We start from the raw sequence: 16,837 nt of genomic DNA, 5'->3' as shown, positions 1-16,837 counted from the left end.
TGACGATATCAAAGGCGCTCAAATACGTCATCGATAAGATATCGAATAGCTGGCAATCTTTGCGAAACGCGATTGCGATCGGAGATATCATCATGTCCCATTTCAGCGCCTTTCCCCTTGTGCTCGCCGCAGCCATCATGGCTGCGGCTCCAGTCCCGGCAGGCGAGCCGGATCTCGTCAGGGCCGACAGGTTCGTCGAACTACCGACGGGCGAGCGCCTCTTCGTCCGGGAGGTGCGCCGTCCTGGCGCAGCGTCCGAACCCAAGTCCGCCGTCCTCCTCATCCATGGCGCACGCGTGCCCGGCGTCGCGTCCTTCGATCTGCCTGTTGCGGGCGGATCGCTTGCCGCCGACCTCGCGGCGGGCGGGCACCTTGTCTATGTCCTGGACCTTCGCGGCTACGGCGCATCGAGCCGTCCTGTGGCCATGGACAGGCCGCCGGACAAGTCCGCTCCCCTGATGCGCACCGAAGACGTCGTGGCGGATATTTCCGCAGCGGTCGACGGCATCGCGAAATGGAGCGACGTTTCGAGGATCAGCCTCGTCGGCTGGGCCACCGGCGGGCATTGGGCCGGCGCCTATGCCAGCCGCTTTCCGCAGACGGTTGATCGGCTCATCCTCTACAACACCCTGTATGGAGGCTCAGACCAGCATCCCACTCTTGGCACCGGCTCGCTGCTCGAAAATCCGGATCGGCCTGGGACGTTCAATGTCCATGCGTTCGGCGGTTATCGGCTGAATACACGTCCGAGCCTGTTCACCGCCTGGGACGACAGCATCCCGGCCGCGGAAAAAGCTCAGTGGCGCGATCCCGCGGTGGCCGCGGCCTACGGTGATGCGGCACTCGCCTCCGACGAGACGGCGTCGACGCGCCAGCCGCCGAGTTTCCGGTCACCGAGCGGCGCCATGGCCGACAGCTTCGAACTCGCGTTCGATCGCCGGCAATGGTCGGCGGCGGCGCTCACCATGCCGGTGCTCGTCATCCGTTCCGGACGGGATTTCTGGAGCCGACCGGAGGATGCGAAGGCAATTGTGGACGAAGCACCAAAAGCGGAACGCCTGAACATCCCGGACGCTACCCACTTCGTGCATCTCGACCGCGAGGCCGCAGGGCGCGGTGTGTTCCTCGGCGCCGTGAAGCGGTTTCTCGATCGGCAGGAGGAATGACCACGAAGGGCAGTTCATGTGTCCTGCGGGAGCAGCAGCCGCAACGGTGTCAGGTCGACCGCCTCCAGGCTTTGCGGCTACCGTCCACCCGACAGCTACTCACTGCGCGGTTGCGGGGCTACGCCTATCTCCGCCGCGCCACATCTCGACTCCCCGCCATTTCGCTGCGCGTACAAACGTCAGACTTCACTGGGCCGGCGCCGTTTCCTTGGATGTACATGCTTTTTTGACATCGATGAACGCACCCATCGCGGCGAGGTGGTCGGCGAAGCCGGCAACGAACCGCCTAACCTTCAACGGTATGAAGCGGTTCGATGGATAGACCGCATGCACATGGTGCGGCGCATAGTGCCAGTCCGGCAGCACATGTTCGAGCAAGCCTTCGGCGATGAGCGGATCGAGTGTCACCCTGTGCCCGAGGCCGATGCCGACGCCGGACAGCAACGCCTGATGATTGAGCAGCGAATTGTCGGAGCGCATGGCCGGCCGGATTCGCACCTCGGCCTTTTCGCCGCCCGGGCCGGTGAGCGGCACGACATCGCGCTTCCTGATGTGGGCGTAAAGCAGATAATCATGGTCGGCGAGATCGTCCGGGCGTCGCGGCCGGCCCCTGCGGTCGAGATACTCTGGCGTCGCCGCGAGGCAGCGCCCGATCACGCCGAGCTTGCGCACGATCAGCCGGTCGTCATCGATGGTCCCCATACGGATCGCCACGTCGAGCCCCTCTGCGATCACATCGACGAAACTGTCGGTCAGCGCCACGTCGAGCAACAGTTCCGGATAGGCGCGCTTGAACTCGATCAGATAGCTGCCAAGCACGCCGGCGCCGAAGCTGGCCGGCGCGCCGACGGCAAGACGTCCGCACATCTTCGATTCGAGGCAGCCGACGCTGCGGTCCGCCTCCTCGATGCGCTCAATGATGTCGCGGGCGCGCTCCAGATAACGCCGGCCGGCTTCCGTCGGCGAAACATGGCGGGTCGTACGGTCAAAGAGCCGGACGCCTAGACGCGTTTCCAGTGCACGGATCTGCTGGCTGACGGCCGGCTGGCTCAAGCCCAACTCGCGCGCCGCCGCCGAGAAGCTGGCGGTATCGCAGGTGCGTACGAAGCTGGTTAGCTCGGTCAAGCGGTCCATGATGGCAACTCTCCGTCGTGATTAATAAACAAGAGTAATAAGACATATAAGGAATTGGCAAGTTCAAAAAGCTGAGCCTATGGCATAGACCCGCCTTGCTCCGCCTGGAGCTCTAGATCCCAAACTGGAGACGATGCAATGCCGCTTTCCCGCCGTCATTTTCTCGCCGGTGCCGGCCTAACCGGCGGCACTCTCCTAGCCAATGTCTCCGTTCCGGCGGTGGCCCGCGCGCCGCTGGTCGACGCCGCAACGCTTGGCGCGCTGCGCCGCAACGTGGGATCGGTCCAGGTTACGGCGCTACTAGATGGCTATATCGACCTTGGTTCCGAGCTGGTCATCGGGCTCGCTGAGGCCGATGCGGAGCGGCTGGCTGAGGCCAGCTTCCAGAAGCCCGGACCGCGCCGCGCACCGGTCAATGCCTATCTTATCAATCTGGGCGACCGCCTGGTGCTCGTCGACGCCGGTACGTCGGACAGCATGGGCCCGTCACTCGGCCGACTTCCGGCCGCTATCGAGGCGGCCGGCGTCTCTCCGGACCAGATCGATACATTGCTGATTACCCACATGCATCCCGACCATATCAACGGCGTTCTGACTCCCGCCGGCCAGGCGCTGTTTCCCAAGGCCGAGCTCGTCGTCACCGCCGCCGATTACGCCTTCTGGCATGACGACGCGAACATGAACCAGGCGCCGGATGGGGCAAGGCCGTTCTTCATCGGCGCCCGCCAGGCCGCCGCCGCCTATGCGAACCGCGTGCGGCAGGTGGGTGGCGAGGGCGAGGCGGTCGGCGCGATCCGCACCGTGCCGCTGCCCGGCCACACTCCGGGCCATGCCGGCTTCATCGTGGAATCGGACGGCGAGGCGCTGTTCATCTGGGGCGATGTCGTGCACATGGCGACCTACCAGTTCGCGCGCCCGGACTGGAGCATCGCCTTCGATGTCGATTCCAAGCTGGCTGCCGAAACGCGCAAGCGGACGCTCGACCGGGTCGCTGCTGACCGGATGCTGATCGCCGGCATGCATTTGCCGTTCCCCGGCATCGGCCATGTGGCGCGCGATGGCGACGCCTATCGCTTCGTGCCGGACGAATGGCCCTATGCACTGTAGCGGCGGCCGGCGCGGTAAGGGGCCATCATAGCCCCGCTGCTCAACACCACACCCGGCCCCTCGCCAGCGCAGCCGATGTCTTTGAGACTTCGGACGATAAATCGGCTCCTTTTGGTCTGGCACGGCACCTGCAACGCCTGCGTTCAGAGCCTCACTTCCTGACAAGAACGGCCGAGATGGATCGCCTCCCGGCGTTCCCAGACAGCAACAGCCACACGTCATCCATAAAGTGCCAATGCCAGCGCTTGGATTTTTTCGTTAGAATCGCGACACGGCCGTAAACCCGCTCGTCAACTTGCGCCGCAGTGCGAGCAAATCCGGATGCCTGGAACAGGTCGACAACAGCGCCTTTGTTACCGTAACACGGTCAGGATCACACCCATTGCCACCATGCTGACCAAGCGATAGCCGGCATTGATCGCATAATAGCGCAGAGGCCGGTGCTCATAGGTTACCGAATGCAGCAGCGTGACAGCGACGAAGCCGAGCCACAGCAGGAAAGTGCAGAGGACGGTCGAGACGATCGTCAGCGCGCCCCAGGCGTGAAGTACCTGATCGAGGACAAACGCCATAACCGCAAACGAGGCAAGGTCGACCGCAATCGCCCGCCGCAGGCCGGCGGCGAATTTCGCGCCGTCGACGCCCGACATCTCGGCCCACGGTCGGATGAAGAGCAGCGGCGAATACCAAAGCCCAGCGACAACCCAAGCTGCGAGGACCGCAGTTCCGATCCCCCAGAGGTTTATCGGCACAAACTCGATCATGCTGCTCCTCCTTCCAGCCTACCGACTCAGTGATCTGGCGATCATATTAGGTATAGTTTACTATATCCAATATGAATGACAATTCAAAGACCCGCAGGCGCTACGACGCACGGCTGCGGTCGGAACGCGCTTCCGGCACGCGCCAACGCATTCTCGATGTGGCGAAAGAGCTTTTTACTGCGCGCGGAGTGGAAAAGGTCACGATCAATGACATCTCATCAGCCGCCGGTGTTTCGGCGCCGACCGTCTATGCCCTGTTCCAGTCGAAGACCGGCATTCTAAGAGCCGTGGTCGAGCGTTCCTTCTTCGGCCCGCGCTATGCGGAGATAGCTAAGCAGGCCGAGAACGCGAGAGACCCCGAGGAGATTCTGCGTATGACTGCCTCGATCTCTCGGGTCATCCTTGATGCTGAACGCGAGGAGATCGGCCTTATGCGAGGCGTCTCGGCGCTGTCTCCCGAGCTGAAGGCGATCGAGACGGAGTTGGAGACCGTCCGTTTCAAGCTCCAGGAAGCGCGTGCCAACCTTCTTGTCGCATCCGTCACTGTCGCGCGCCAACTCGGCTTAGCCCGCGTGCGCGACATCCTATGGATGTATACCGGCCGCGACGTATATCGCATGCTCGTGTTGGAGCGGGGTTGGTCTTCGGACGAATATGAAAGCTGGCTCGCCGAGACGCTGATCAAAACGCTGATGGGGCGAGACTAGTCGCACTCTCATAAGTGCGTGGAGGCGGTCAGGGGCGGCCGCAGGAAGCCTCGGGATCCGCCGTGAAAGACGGTCAGAAAAGCATCCTTTTTTTCGCCGTTCCCAGCCGATACCAAACCCTGGATTCTGCCGCTAAAACGCGCTGACGTAGAGGCCACCGTCGACCGGTATGTTCTGCCCGGTCAGGTAGCCGGCATGAACCGAACACAGGAAGGCGCAGATCTGGCCGAATTCCTCCGGCGTGCCGAGCCGCTTGGCCGGAACGTTGGCTGCTGCCTGTGCCTTGCGTGCGGCGGCGGCAGCCGGATCTTCCGGTGTGCCGGCTTCGTGCGCGGGACGCAGCCGGTCGGTGTCGAGCTTGCCCGGCAGCATGTTGTTGATCGTCACATTGCGGTCGATCACCGTCCGCGCGACGCCGGCCAGGAACGAAGTCAGGCCGGCGCGCGCGCCGGACGACAGATCGAGGCCCGGAATGGGAACATAGACCGACAGCGAGGTGATGTTGACGATGCGGCCGAAGCCGCGCTCGGCCATGCCGTCGATGACAGCCTGAACCAGTTCGACCGGGGTCACCATGTTCTGGGTGACGCCTTCGAGGATCTTTTCGCGGTCGAGCTCGCGGAAATCGCGAAGCGGCGGTCCGCCATTGTTGTTGACGAGGATATCGGGATCGGGACAGGCGGCAAGCAGCGCCTTCTGCACCTCGGGCTTCGATACGTCGCCGACGATCTCGGTCACCTCAACGCCGAATCTTTCGCGCAGTTCGGCGGCGGTCTTGGCCAGTTGGTCGGCGTTGCGCCCGTTGACGACGAGGTCGCAGCCGGCTTCGGCCAGCGCTATGGCGCAACCGCGCCCAAGACCCTTGCTCGAAGCACAGACGATGGCCTTTTTTCCGCGAATACCGAGATCCATGGCGATTTCTCCTCTGATTTGGGTCGCAACCTACTCTTGGGGCTGGACCAATCGCAACCGTCATACGGTTGTTGCATGAATCGAGGCATAGCCTGTTCGGAAGCAACGGTGAGAATCCAATGCCTGGCGCAGAGCCCCGCACTTTCCGCAGCATGTTCATCTCCGACGTCCATCTCGGATCGAAGGCGGCGAAGGCCGAGTTCCTGATCGATTTCCTGCGCCATCACGACGCCGATATCATCTATCTCGTCGGCGACATCGTCGACGGCTGGCGGCTCAGACGGAACTGGCACTGGCCGCAAAGCCACAACGACGTCGTCCAGAAATTGCTGCGCAAGGCGCGCAAGGGCGCCAGCATCACCTACATCGCCGGCAATCACGACGAATTCGCGCGCCAGTTCCAGGGCGTGCATTTCGGCGGCATCGTCGTCGCCGACCGCGTCGTCCACGAGACCGCCAACGGCAAACGCTTTCTCGTCATCCATGGCGACCAGTTCGACACCGTCGTCCACAATGCGCGCTGGCTGGCCTATCTCGGCGACTACGCCTATGACGCGGCGATGCTGGTCAACCGCGTGGTGACGCGGCTTCGCCAGCTGCTTGGCCTGCCATACTGGTCGTTTTCGTCCTGGGCCAAGGTCAACGTCAAGAAGGCGGTGAATTTCATCGGCTCGTTCCAGACCATGCTGACCGAGGAAGCGCGCCGCTCGCATGTCGACGGCGTGATCTGCGGCCACATCCACCATGCCGCGATCGAAAATTATGAGGACGTGCAGTACATCAACACCGGCGACTGGGTGGAGAGCTGCACCGCGGTGGTCGAGCATTTCGACGGCCAAATGGAGATCCTGCACTGGGCGCATGTCCTGCCGGAGGTTCCGGTCGGCGGCGAAGTGCTGGTGCCGATCGACATCGTCGCCATCAAGGGCAGGGCAGTCCAGGCTGCCTGACGCGATGATGCGTTCATGCATGTCGCGCAAAGGTGTGCAGCGGTTTTGCGATAACGACATGCATAAAACAAGAACCTAAAGCGCGTCGCATGAGGCCGGTCAAACGCGACGCGCTTTAACGCAGCGGTTTCATCGCTTTTTTCGCCATGTTATGGGATCGGCGTGCGTTGGCTGGCCGGCCGGTCGAATGCTGCGCCGACGGATTGCCTGCTGATGTCCTCCCTGCCGCCGCTTTCACCCGAACAACTCGTCAAGCCGCGTCAGTTCGAACTGCGCATGGGCCTGATCTTCTTCACGCTTTTCGTGCCGCTCGGGATACATTTGCCGTACTTTCCGTTGTGGCTGCAGGCAAACGGTTTTGATGCCGAGCAGATAGCGATCATTCTCGCGGCACCGATGTTCCTGCGCGTGGTGACGACGCCATTGCTTACGGCACTGGCCGACAGGGCGAGCGACCGCGCCCATGTCTATGTCGCGCTGACGGCCGCATCGCTGGCGCTGTCCGCCGGTTATTTCCTGACACCGACCTATGCCATGGTGCTGGCCGTTTCGCTGGCGCTCACTGTCGCCTGGACGCCGCATTCGCCGATCGCCGATTCCCTGGCGCTGTCGGGGGTGCGCCGCTTCGGCTCGAATTACGCAAACATGCGCAAATGGGGATCGATCTCCTATCTGTGCGCAAATCTTGCCGGCGGTTTTATCCTGTCGGCGACCGGCGCCCAGGCAGTTCCGGTGATCATTTTCGTGGCGTTTGGCGCCGCACTTGTCGTCGCACTGATCGCGCCGCCGCCGTGCCTCGCCGCTTTCGGCTGCCGACATCCAGCAATCGGCGCCAAAACTCCTCAATGGGTATTTCCTGTATTTCTCCGTCGGCGTCGGCGTCATCACCGCCAGCCACGCGTTTTTCTACGGCTTCGTCTCGATCTACTGGAAATCGATCGGCATCGGCGACTCTGTGGTCGGGCTGCTTTGGGGTTGGGGTGTCCTGGCCGAGATCGGCATGTTCATGATCTTTACTCGGGTTTTCGGTTCCTTCTCGGTCGTGTCGATCATGGTGATGGCGGGAATAGGCGCGATCGTGCGCTGGATTGCCTTTCCCTTGATCTGGCCGCTTGGCCTTGGCGTAGGTGGGTTTTTCGCAGTCCAGACGCTGCACGCGGTTTCGGTGGCGCTGGTGCTGATCGGCCTGCAGAAAATGATCGGTGAGACGGTCGCGGAGGAACGCACCGGGGCCGCGCAAGGCATCGCCTATTTCTCCAACGGCTTTTTCACCGCTGTGGTGACGCTCCTGTGCGGCCCGCTTTACGACCGCTTCGGCGTCGACGGCTTTTTTGCCATGATCCCGATCGCTCTGGTCGGCCTTGTGCTGATCGGGCTTGCGGCGCGTTCAGCCCCACAGCGCCGGATCGGGCGGTGACACCAGCGAACCTTGGTAGACAAGGCCAGGCGCACGGTCGCGGGCCAGCAGCAGCGGACCGTCGAGATCGACGAAATCGGCATCCTGGGCCAACAGCACCGCCGGCGCCATGGCCAATGACGTGCCGACCATGCAGCCGACCATGACGCCAAAACCCAGTTCGCGGGCGCGATCGCGAAGGATGAGGGCAGCGGTCAAGCCGCCCGACTTGTCGAGCTTGATGTTGACCGCATCGTAAAGGCCGACAAGCGAGGCAAGGTTTTTGGCCTCATGCAGGCTTTCATCGGCGCAGATCGGCACCGGATGGGCGATGTTGCGAAGGATGCCATCACGGCCCGCCGGCAGCGGCTGTTCGATCAGCGCGATGCCGTGCTCGGCGGCAAAGGCCAGGTTTGCAACGATGTTGTCGTCGCTCCAGCCCTCGTTGGCGTCCAGGAGGATGCGGCTCGCCGGTGCCGCCTCCCTGACCGCGCGGATGCGGGCCATGTCGTTGTCGCCGCCGATCTTGACCTTGAGAAGCGGGCGCAGGGCATTGGCGCGGGCCTGGGCTGCCATGGCTTCGGGCTCGCCAAGCGACAGCGTGTAAGCCGTTTCGAGCGCCCTCGGCGGCGCCGTGCAGATGCTGGAAGCCACCGGCTTGCCTGCGATCTTCGCCTCCAGGTCCCATAGCGCGCAGTCGACGGCGTTGCGCGCCGCGCCCGCCGGCATGGCGTCGAGCAGCGCGGCCCGGCTGATGCCGTCTTGAACCTGCTCCCGCATCGCCTCGATCGCATCGCGCACACCCTCGATGGTTTCGCCATAGCGTTTGTAGGGGACGCATTCGCCGCGCCCGCTCTGGCCGTCCTCGCGGATCGTCACTGTGACGACCTCGGCTTCGGTTTTCGAACCGCGCGAGATGGTGAAGGTCCCGGCGATAGGAAAGCGCTCGGACTCGACCGAAATGACACGCGCCATATTTTTCTGCTCCGGCTGTGCGACAACAAGCTTGTCGGCAAATCGACAGGTGGGTTCTGTCAGGTTAAACAGATCGGCCCGTCAGGCTAAACAGGACGCCATGTTGACGATCCGCAAACGCGACGCAAGCGGCACGACCGCCAAGGAGGCCGACCACCAGCCGCGCGTTGTGGTCGGCGAGGACGGCGGCGTCCTCGGCTGCGCTTTCTCCGGCACCTGGACGACACGCACCGTGGCGCTCGTCGATGCCGAGATGCGCAAGATCGAGCAGCGCAGCGGCTTTCAGACGCTGGCGCTCGACCTCTCGCATATCGAGAAAATGGATACCGCCGGGGCCTGGGTGATCGATCGTCTGGTCAGCGCCTTCGAAAAGCAGGGTGTGAAAATCACGATGCAGGGGCAAAGCGAGGTTGCCTCGATCCTGCTCGGCGCCGTCGGCGACGCCGTTCGACGCGAACCTGATTCCGGCATCGTTGGGCCGCCGAACATCGTCATTCGCGCGCTCGAGGCGGTTGGCCGTCGCGTCTATGAGATGCGTGACGATTTCCTGGCCGCGATGAACATACTGGGCGCCACGATACGCGGCGCGCAGATGAAGCTTGGCCGCGGCCATGCGGTCAATCCGGCGGCGATCTTCAACCAGATGGATCGCATGGGCGTCGGCGCCATCCCGGTGGTTGTGCTGATGTCGGCCATCGTCGGGGCGATCGTCGCCCAGCAAGGCGCCTATCAGCTCAGCTATTTCGGCGCCGATATCTTCGTCGTCGACCTTGTCGGCGTGCTGATCCTGCGCGAGCTCGGCGTGCTGATGACTGCGATCATGATCGCCGGCCGTTCGGGCAGCGCCATCACGGCTGAAATCGGCTCGATGAAAATGCGCGAGGAGGTCGACGCGCTGAAGGTCATCGGGCTCAATCCGATCGGCGTTCTGGTGTTTCCGCGGCTGGTCGCGCTGGTGATCGCACTGCCTTGCCTGACGATCATTGCCAATTTCGCCGCACTCGGCGGCGGCATACTGGCGGCATGGCTCTACTCCGACATCGCACCGGCCGCCTTCATCGACCGGCTGCGCGTTGCCATCGATCTCAGCACCATCTTTGCCGGGCTGATCAAGGCGCCGTTCATGGCCATGATCATCGGCACGATCGCCTCGGTCGAAGGCATGAAGGTCGGCGGCAGCGCCGAATCGCTCGGGCAGCACGTGACTGCTTCGGTGGTGAAGTCGATCTTCGTGGTGATCATCCTCGATGGGCTTTTCGCCATGTTCTACGCAGCGATCGAGTTCTGACATGGCGCTGCTTGGCACAAAGCCGACCACGACTACGCAAAGGGCCGACGAGGACGAGATCGTGCTTTCTGCGCACGACGTCACCGTCTCCTTCGGCGACAAGGTCATTCTCGACAAATTGTCGCTCCATATCCGGCGTGGCGAAATTCTCGGCTTCGTGGGCGCCTCCGGCGCCGGCAAGTCGGTTCTGCTGCGCACCATTCTCGGCCTGGTGCACAAGCAGTCGGGAACGATCAAGCTGTTCGGCGTCGATGTCGAAAAGGCGAGCGAGAGGGAGCGCCTTCGCATCGACATGCGCCTTGGCGTCCTCTTTCAGCACGGCGCGCTGTTTTCGGCGCTCACGGTGCTCGAAAACGTGCAGGTGCCGATGCGCGAATATCTCGATCTGCCGAAAAAGCTGATGGACGAGTTGGCGATGCTCAAGGTCGAACTGGTCGGGTTGCCGCCGGATGCGGCGCAGAAATTCCCGTCCGAGCTTTCCGGCGGCATGATCAAGCGTGCGGCGCTGGCGCGCGCGCTGGCGCTCGATCCCGACATCGTGTTCCTGGACGAGCCGACATCCGGCCTCGATCCGATCAGCGCGGCTGAGTTCGACGAACTGGTCGTCAAGCTGCGCGATACCATGGATCTGACCGTATACATGGTCACGCACGATCTCGACACGCTGTTCACCGCTTGTGATCGGGTGGCCGTGCTCGGCAACAAGAAAGTGCTGGTCGAAGGCACGATCGACGACATGCTCAAGAGCGAGGAACCCTGGGTGAAATCCTATTTTCGCGGAAAACGTGCGCGGCAACTTGATCTTGCGGCCCGCGCGTAGCCATAAGTGGATAAATGGAAACCAGAGCCAACTACGTCATTGTCGGCATTTTCACGCTAGCCGCGATCCTGGCGGCATTCGCGTTCGTCTATTGGACGGCCGCGATCGGCGACAGGGGTGAGACGGCGATGCTGCGGGTGCGCATTCCGGGATCGGCTTCCGGCCTCGGCCGCGGCAGTTTCGTGCTGTTCAACGGCGTCAGGGTCGGGGATGTCAGGCGCGTCTATATCGACCCCGCCAATCCGAACGACGCCATAGCCGAAGCCGAAGTAGGCCGCACGACGCCGATCACCAAATCGACGCAGGCCGATATCGGGATCGTCAGCCTCGCCGGCCAAGCGAGTATCGAGCTCAGGGGCGCTGACCCCAAGGAGGTCAACCTTCTCGACCAGGCGGAGCAGGAGGGCCGCGTCGCCGAGATCGTCGCCAACCCGTCGGCGGTCACCAACCTGTTGCAGACGGCGCAGAACATCTTCACCCGCGCCGATACGGTTCTCTCCCAGCTCGAAGGCTTCACCAGCGACGTCCGCGGGCCGCTGACGCAGACCGTCAACAATGTGCAGACCTTCTCCGATGCGCTGGCCAAGAACTCTGACGGCATCGACAAATTCCTCACCAGCGTCAGTTCGCTGTCGGAGGAACTGAGGGGCGTCTCGGGCAAGCTTGACGGCACGCTGAAGGCGGCGGAAGGGCTGCTCAACGCCGTCGACAAGGATCAGATCAAGAGTATTGTCGCCAACGTCGATACGGTGACCGAGAACCTGAAGGAAACCAGCAAGCAGTTCGACACGGTCGTCAGGAATGTCGACACCGCGGTGGGGTCGATCAACGATTTCGCCCAAAGGACGCAAGGCACGCTGGCCAAGGTCGACGGCGTTCTCGACGGCATCGATCCGGCACAGGTCCGCACCGCGCTGGCCAACATCCAGAAGGCCAGCGAAAACGCCAACGAGGCTGCCGCCGACATCGCCAAGGTGACCAACAAATTCGCCAACCGGGCCGACGATATCGACCAGACGATCAAGGACGCGCAGCAGCTCGCGGAGCGCCTCAACGACGCTTCGGTGCGTGTCGACGGCATCCTCGTCAAGGTCGATACATTGCTCGGCTCAGGCCAGGCCGACGGCATGATAGCCGATGCCAGGAATACCCTGAAATCGTTCAAGCAGGTCGCCGACACGCTGAACGCCCGCCTCGGCACCATCACCGACAATCTGGCGCGATTCTCCGGCCAGGGCCTGCAGGACGTCGAAGCGCTGGTCCAGGACAGCCGTCGCTCGATCAACCGCATCGAAGAGGCGGTAACGGATCTCAGCCGCAATCCGCAGCGAATCCTGTCAGGCGGCGAAGGTGAGGTTCGGCAATTCGATGGCAGGGTGCGGCGTTGACTTCGGCTTTCGCCGGCCCCAAGAACGGCAGGCAAGTACGCTGCGGGTGCGATTTGCTCATTCGATTCGGGGACAACGGGGATCGCGTGTGAAGTCGGTCGTGCTTAAATTGGGCGTGCTTAGATTGGGCGGGGTCAAAGCGGGCGGGCCCACTGCGGGTGTGGCATTGCTTGCGCTTTCGCTGGCCGGCTGCGCGTTTTTGCCGGGCGGCGGGCCGGCGCCCCTGGACACATTCGAACTGTCGGCGCCGTCGCTCGATGCGCGCGGCCGCGGCCGCCAACAAATCCTCATCGCCCAGCCTTCCGCGCTCAAGGCGCTGGACAGCCAGAACATAGTCATCAAGCCGTCGGTGCGCTCGATCCAGTACCTCAAGGGAGCGCAATGGGCCGACCGGCTGCCGCTGATCGTGCAGGCGCGGCTGGCCGAGACATTCCAGCGCTCGGGCAGTTTCGCCGGCGTCGGCAAGCCGGGCGAGGGCCTGGCGATCGACTATCAGGTGATCGTCGAGGTCCGTTCCTTCGAAGTCCGCGTCGACGGCGGCCAACACGCCGAGGTCGAGCTGTTCGTGCGGATATTGAACGACCGCAATGGCGAGGTGCGTGCCTCCAAGAGCTTCAACGCGACCGCGCCCGTCTCGGGCAGCGGCAACCAAGCCTATGTCGACGCGCTCGACCGGGCGTTCGGCGTTGCCGCCAAGGACATCGTCCGCTGGACCGATTCGGTGATCTGACCACAGCCGTGCACTCAATTGTCGCAGCCGGAGCCGCCTGAGGGGCGGCGCCAACGCCGGTGACGATGTGAAATTCAAACCCGAAGCGATTGCTCCAAAAAGGCGGGAATTTCCCGCCCTTTTTCCGTTCGCTTATCGTCTGATCAATGCAGGCGGCCACTGGCGTGGGCTAGCATCGTATAGACCTTGCCAGTGTCCGACGTCAGGTAGGTCTGCGCCATCATGTTGTCGCGGTCGTTGCGCGAGACGTCCTTGAGCAGCTTTTCGAAGTCGTCGCAGTAACGGTCGACGGCGGCGCGGAATTCCGCCTCCATCTGATATTTGCGTCGGATCTCGTCGAACGTCTGCTGTCCCTTCAGCGTGTAGAGACGTCGGGTAAACACGTCACGCTCGCCGCTCCGGTAGCGGTTCCACAGTTCGATCGAGGCGTCGTGATCGATAGCGCGGGCGATGTCGACGGAAAGCGAGTTGAGCGACTCCACGACATGAAGCGGCGAGCGCTGGGCAGGGGCTGCCGAGCGTGGCGCTTCCGAAGGTGCTGCTGGCTTGGCGGCCTCTTCGCGCGACGCCCCGGTCAAGAGATCGCGCACCCAGCCGCCCTGCGGCGCGCGGCCATTAGGGTCGCGCTGGCGCGGCGCCGTCTCCGGCGGGCGTTCCAGGTCGCCGCGCAGTGCGGTGTCACCCGACGGCGCCTGCGGGGCAAGGGGTTCCGGGGCCGGAGGACGGCGCAGCGGCTCAGTGGCGCGCGGGGCAGGCGCCTGTTGTGCCGGGCGCAGGTTGCGCGGCTCCGAGGAGTCGGTGCTGCGGCCAGATTTCGCAACGATATCAGAGAGTTCCTTCAGGGCGTTGATCTGCTCGGAAACGGCACGGCGGATGGCCGTGGTCGATTCCTTTGCCTCTTCCGGCATCTCGATGACCCCCTTCTTGAGCTCGGCGCGGGTAAGGTCGAGCTCGCTCTTGATCGAGCTGGCGGTGCGTCGCATCTCCTCGGTCGCGTCGGCAAAGCGCTTGGTTGCCGAATCGACGACGTCGGCAATGGAGGTACGGATCTTGTCCGCCGACTCCAGCGTCTTGCCTTCAGCGTTCTGCAACGTCTGGCCGACCAGATCCTCGAACGAGCGCATGACTTTTTCGAGATCCTCCGACTTCTTGACCAGGCCGACGGCGAGGTCCTCCAGCGACGACTGCCTTTCCAGCGTGTGTTCGAGGTTGCTCTGGGCCGAGCTCAACAGGTCCGAAGCACTCGACAGCAATCGGCTGTGCTCGTCGAACTTGGTGGCGATCGAGGCAACCTCGCGCAAGGTCGAGGACGACAGCTCGGTAAGCCGTGTCGTATTCGAATCGACCAGACGCGCCGAGCTGGCGAAAGTCTGCGCGGCTTTTTCCGTTGTCGCCGCAAAGCTTTGCGTGCTGCCGGTCAGGCGTTCGTCGACCTGGCCGAGATTGGCCGCCGCCTGTTCGATCAGCTGGCCGAGCTGTGCGCTCGAGGTGCTCATGCGGCCGATGAGGTCGGCGACGCTGTCGGCGAGCGTCGAGCGCGCCCCTTCGACGGCCGACAATGTTTCGGCCGTGCGGCTGGCGAGCGCGTCAACCAAGGCGGCGTTTTCGCTGCGCAGCTTCTCGGTGGCGCGTTCGGTCACCTCTTCCATGCTCTTTTGCAGTTCCGAGCCGCCGTGGGCGAAGCGCTCGACCAGAGGCCGTGCCGTTTCGTCAAGGATTTTCGAGATCTCGGCCGAACGTGCCGCAAGCATGGTGTTGAGCTCGCGGGTGTTGGTGCCGATGGTCTTGGCGGCGTCGTTGGTGCTCTGGCCGATATGCTGGCCGACCGCCGTGAAGGTTTCGGCGATCGAGTTGGCGCGCGAAATGAGCTGCGCCTCGGCGGTCGAAACCTGCTCGTTGAGCTTCTGGCCTATCGTTTCGGTGGTGTTGACCAGACGGTTTTCGACGCCGGCAACCTGTTCCTCGACGCGAGCCGCCGCGGCCGCCGCGCTTGAGGCCAGGCGCTCGTCGGCGCCGGCGAGCGCCTGCTCGATCTCACGGGCGTGGACGGCCAGGTCCTGCCCGGTCTGCTTTGCACGTTCGGCAACCCGCTGCTCGGTGCTGGCGAAGGCCCCGACGATGTTGTCGGCATGTTCTCCGATCGTCGACGTGCTGTCGGCGATACGCGACACCAGGCGGTGATCCGCCTCATCGAAGATGCGGCCGATCTCGGACGCGCGGGCCGACAGCGCTTCCGAACCTTCGGCGATGCGCGAGATCAGCTGCTGGTCGGCAGCATCGAAAATGCGGCCAAGGTCCGATGCACGCGCTGCGAGCGCTTCGGCCGATTCGCCGATGCGCACGCTGAGCCGTTCGTCGGCGCCTTCGAAATTGCGCAGGATGTCGCCGGCGCGTTCCGCCAGCGACTGCGCCGTTTCGACCGCGCGGGCAACCAGCTTCTGGTCCGCCGCATCGAATGTACCGGCGATCTCGCTGGCACGGGCAGCCAGCTGGTCGGCCGTCTCCTGGGCGCGCGCCAGCAACGAGTTCGAGGTGTCGTCGACGCGGGCCATGATTGCGCTCGATGCACCCTCCGCCCGGGCAACGAGCGCGCTCGACGTGTCTTCGGCACGTGCGGCGAGGCGGCGATCCGCTTCCTCGAAGGTGCGTGCGATATCCTCCGCCCTGGCGAGCAGGGCAGCAGAGGTCTGCTCCGCCCGTTCGGCGATCTTGCGATCGGCGTCACTGAAAGCCGCGCCTGCCTGCTCATGCAGTGCGCTGGTGACTTCCATGACCTTTTCGCGCAGCGCTCCGGCAACGAAGACGGCGCTCTTTTCGAGCACGTTGCGGACGTTGTCGACGCCGGTCGACAGCGCGCGCTCCATGGTCCCGGCACGCTCCTCGATGATGCCGGTCTGGCGGCTGAACGCCTGCTCGATCTTTTCGACGTCGGCGGCAATGGCGTCCGAGATGTCGGTGCTCCTGGCGGCGATCTGGTCGATATGGCCGGACAGGGAACGGTCGACTTCCTTGCGCGTGTCGGCGAGCTTGGAGAGGTCGTCCTCCAGCGCACGGGTCAGCGCGTCGCGGCCTTCGGTCAGCTTGCCGACGTGCCCGGCGATGATGTCGTCTATGTCGCTGCGGCTTGCCGCAATTTTCTGCAGGTCTGCTTCCAGCGCACGTCTGAGGATGTCGCGGCCTTCGGCCAGCTTCTCGACCTGGCCGGAAACCAGCCCGTCGATGCTCGACCGGCTTTCCGCCAGCTTGGCGAGATCGTCTTCGAGCGCCTTGGACAGGATCGAGCGGTCGTGGATGAGCCTCTCGGCGTGGCTGTTCACAAGACCGTTGACGCCGCCGAGGTCGGCCTCCAGCGCCCGCGCAAACTCTGCGCGATTGTTGGTCAGCTGCTGAGACTGGTCGGCGACGACACCCTTGATGGTGTTGAGGTCTGCTTCCAGCGCACGTCTGAGGATGTCGCGGCCTTCGGCCAGCTTCTCGACCTGGCCGGAAACCAGCCCGTC

At 63.6% G+C, this 16,837-nt stretch carries 12 protein-coding genes and 2 pseudogenes; 9 read left to right on the top strand and 5 right to left on the bottom strand.

From position 1 onward, the window contains the following. The first annotated feature begins 92 nt into the window (after positions 1 to 92). Positions 93 to 1,166 (top strand): alpha/beta fold hydrolase, encoded by a 1,074-nt coding sequence (locus tag AC0L2A_RS08255; RefSeq protein ID WP_473608295.1) that lies wholly within the window; start codon positions 93 to 95, stop codon positions 1,164 to 1,166. 186 nt (positions 1,167 to 1,352) lie between these two features. Here AC0L2A_RS08255 and AC0L2A_RS08250 read toward each other — a convergent pair whose 3' ends face one another. After that, positions 1,353 to 2,300 (bottom strand): LysR family transcriptional regulator, encoded by a 948-nt coding sequence (locus AC0L2A_RS08250; protein WP_473608293.1) that lies wholly within the window; start codon positions 2,298 to 2,300, stop codon positions 1,353 to 1,355. A gap of 138 nt (positions 2,301 to 2,438) precedes the next feature. Here AC0L2A_RS08250 and AC0L2A_RS08245 point away from each other — a divergent pair, with 138 nt between their 5' ends. Beyond that, complete coding sequence (locus AC0L2A_RS08245; RefSeq protein WP_473608292.1) at positions 2,439 to 3,407, top strand: MBL fold metallo-hydrolase; 969 nt, start codon at positions 2,439 to 2,441, stop codon at positions 3,405 to 3,407. Between the two features lie 353 nt (positions 3,408 to 3,760). On the opposite strand, the gene AC0L2A_RS08240 is transcribed toward AC0L2A_RS08245, so the two are convergent. Continuing rightward, positions 3,761 to 4,171 (bottom strand): DUF1761 domain-containing protein, encoded by a 411-nt coding sequence (locus tag AC0L2A_RS08240; protein WP_473608290.1) that lies wholly within the window; start codon positions 4,169 to 4,171, stop codon positions 3,761 to 3,763. 71 nt (positions 4,172 to 4,242) lie between these two features. Here AC0L2A_RS08240 and AC0L2A_RS08235 point away from each other — a divergent pair, with 71 nt between their 5' ends. Further along, positions 4,243 to 4,878, top strand: a complete 636-nt coding sequence (locus AC0L2A_RS08235) for a TetR/AcrR family transcriptional regulator (protein WP_473608289.1) — start codon at positions 4,243 to 4,245, stop codon at positions 4,876 to 4,878. 132 nt (positions 4,879 to 5,010) lie between these two features. On the opposite strand, the gene AC0L2A_RS08230 is transcribed toward AC0L2A_RS08235, so the two are convergent. Next, complete coding sequence (locus AC0L2A_RS08230; RefSeq protein WP_473608288.1) at positions 5,011 to 5,790, bottom strand: SDR family oxidoreductase; 780 nt, start codon at positions 5,788 to 5,790, stop codon at positions 5,011 to 5,013. Between the two features lie 119 nt (positions 5,791 to 5,909). On the opposite strand from AC0L2A_RS08230, the gene AC0L2A_RS08225 reads away from it, so the two are divergent. Further along, positions 5,910 to 6,740: a UDP-2,3-diacylglucosamine diphosphatase gene (locus AC0L2A_RS08225; protein WP_473520511.1), complete on the top strand. Its 831-nt coding sequence runs from the start codon at positions 5,910 to 5,912 to the stop codon at positions 6,738 to 6,740. A 213-nt stretch (positions 6,741 to 6,953) separates the two neighbouring features. Continuing rightward, positions 6,954 to 8,157: pseudogene (locus AC0L2A_RS08220) on the top strand (MFS transporter). Here AC0L2A_RS08220 and dgcA read toward each other — a convergent pair. After that, complete coding sequence (gene dgcA, locus AC0L2A_RS08215) at positions 8,128 to 9,111, bottom strand: N-acetyl-D-Glu racemase DgcA (RefSeq protein ID WP_473608286.1); 984 nt, start codon at positions 9,109 to 9,111, stop codon at positions 8,128 to 8,130. The pseudogene AC0L2A_RS08220 and the gene dgcA sit on opposite strands and share 30 nt — an antisense overlap. A 100-nt stretch (positions 9,112 to 9,211) precedes the next feature. On the opposite strand from dgcA, the gene AC0L2A_RS08210 reads away from it, so the two are divergent. The 4 genes from AC0L2A_RS08210 to AC0L2A_RS08195 all read left to right on the top strand — a co-directional run bounded on the left by AC0L2A_RS08210 (position 9,212) and on the right by AC0L2A_RS08195 (position 13,337). After that, complete coding sequence (locus AC0L2A_RS08210; RefSeq protein WP_027155114.1) at positions 9,212 to 10,399, top strand: ABC transporter permease; 1,188 nt, start codon at positions 9,212 to 9,214, stop codon at positions 10,397 to 10,399. Position 10,400: 1 nt separating this feature from the next. Then, the gene (locus AC0L2A_RS08205; protein WP_023801128.1) at positions 10,401 to 11,219 is read left to right on the top strand and encodes an ABC transporter ATP-binding protein; all 819 of its coding nucleotides are present in this window, start codon (positions 10,401 to 10,403) and stop codon (positions 11,217 to 11,219) included. A gap of 14 nt (positions 11,220 to 11,233) precedes the next feature. Continuing rightward, positions 11,234 to 12,607: an MlaD family protein gene (locus tag AC0L2A_RS08200; RefSeq protein WP_473608285.1), complete on the top strand. Its 1,374-nt coding sequence runs from the start codon at positions 11,234 to 11,236 to the stop codon at positions 12,605 to 12,607. Positions 12,608 to 12,722: 115 nt separating this feature from the next. Further along, complete coding sequence (locus AC0L2A_RS08195) at positions 12,723 to 13,337, top strand: ABC-type transport auxiliary lipoprotein family protein (RefSeq protein ID WP_473608321.1); 615 nt, start codon at positions 12,723 to 12,725, stop codon at positions 13,335 to 13,337. A 143-nt stretch (positions 13,338 to 13,480) separates the two neighbouring features. Here the strand turns inward: AC0L2A_RS08195 and AC0L2A_RS08190 are convergent. Further along, positions 13,481 to 16,837 (bottom strand): annotated as a pseudogene (locus tag AC0L2A_RS08190) (kinesin); the annotation flags it as partial.

It is taken from the genome of Mesorhizobium sp. WSM4844, from assembly GCF_055811775.1.
This window is presented reverse-complemented; position numbering and strand designations above follow the sequence as displayed.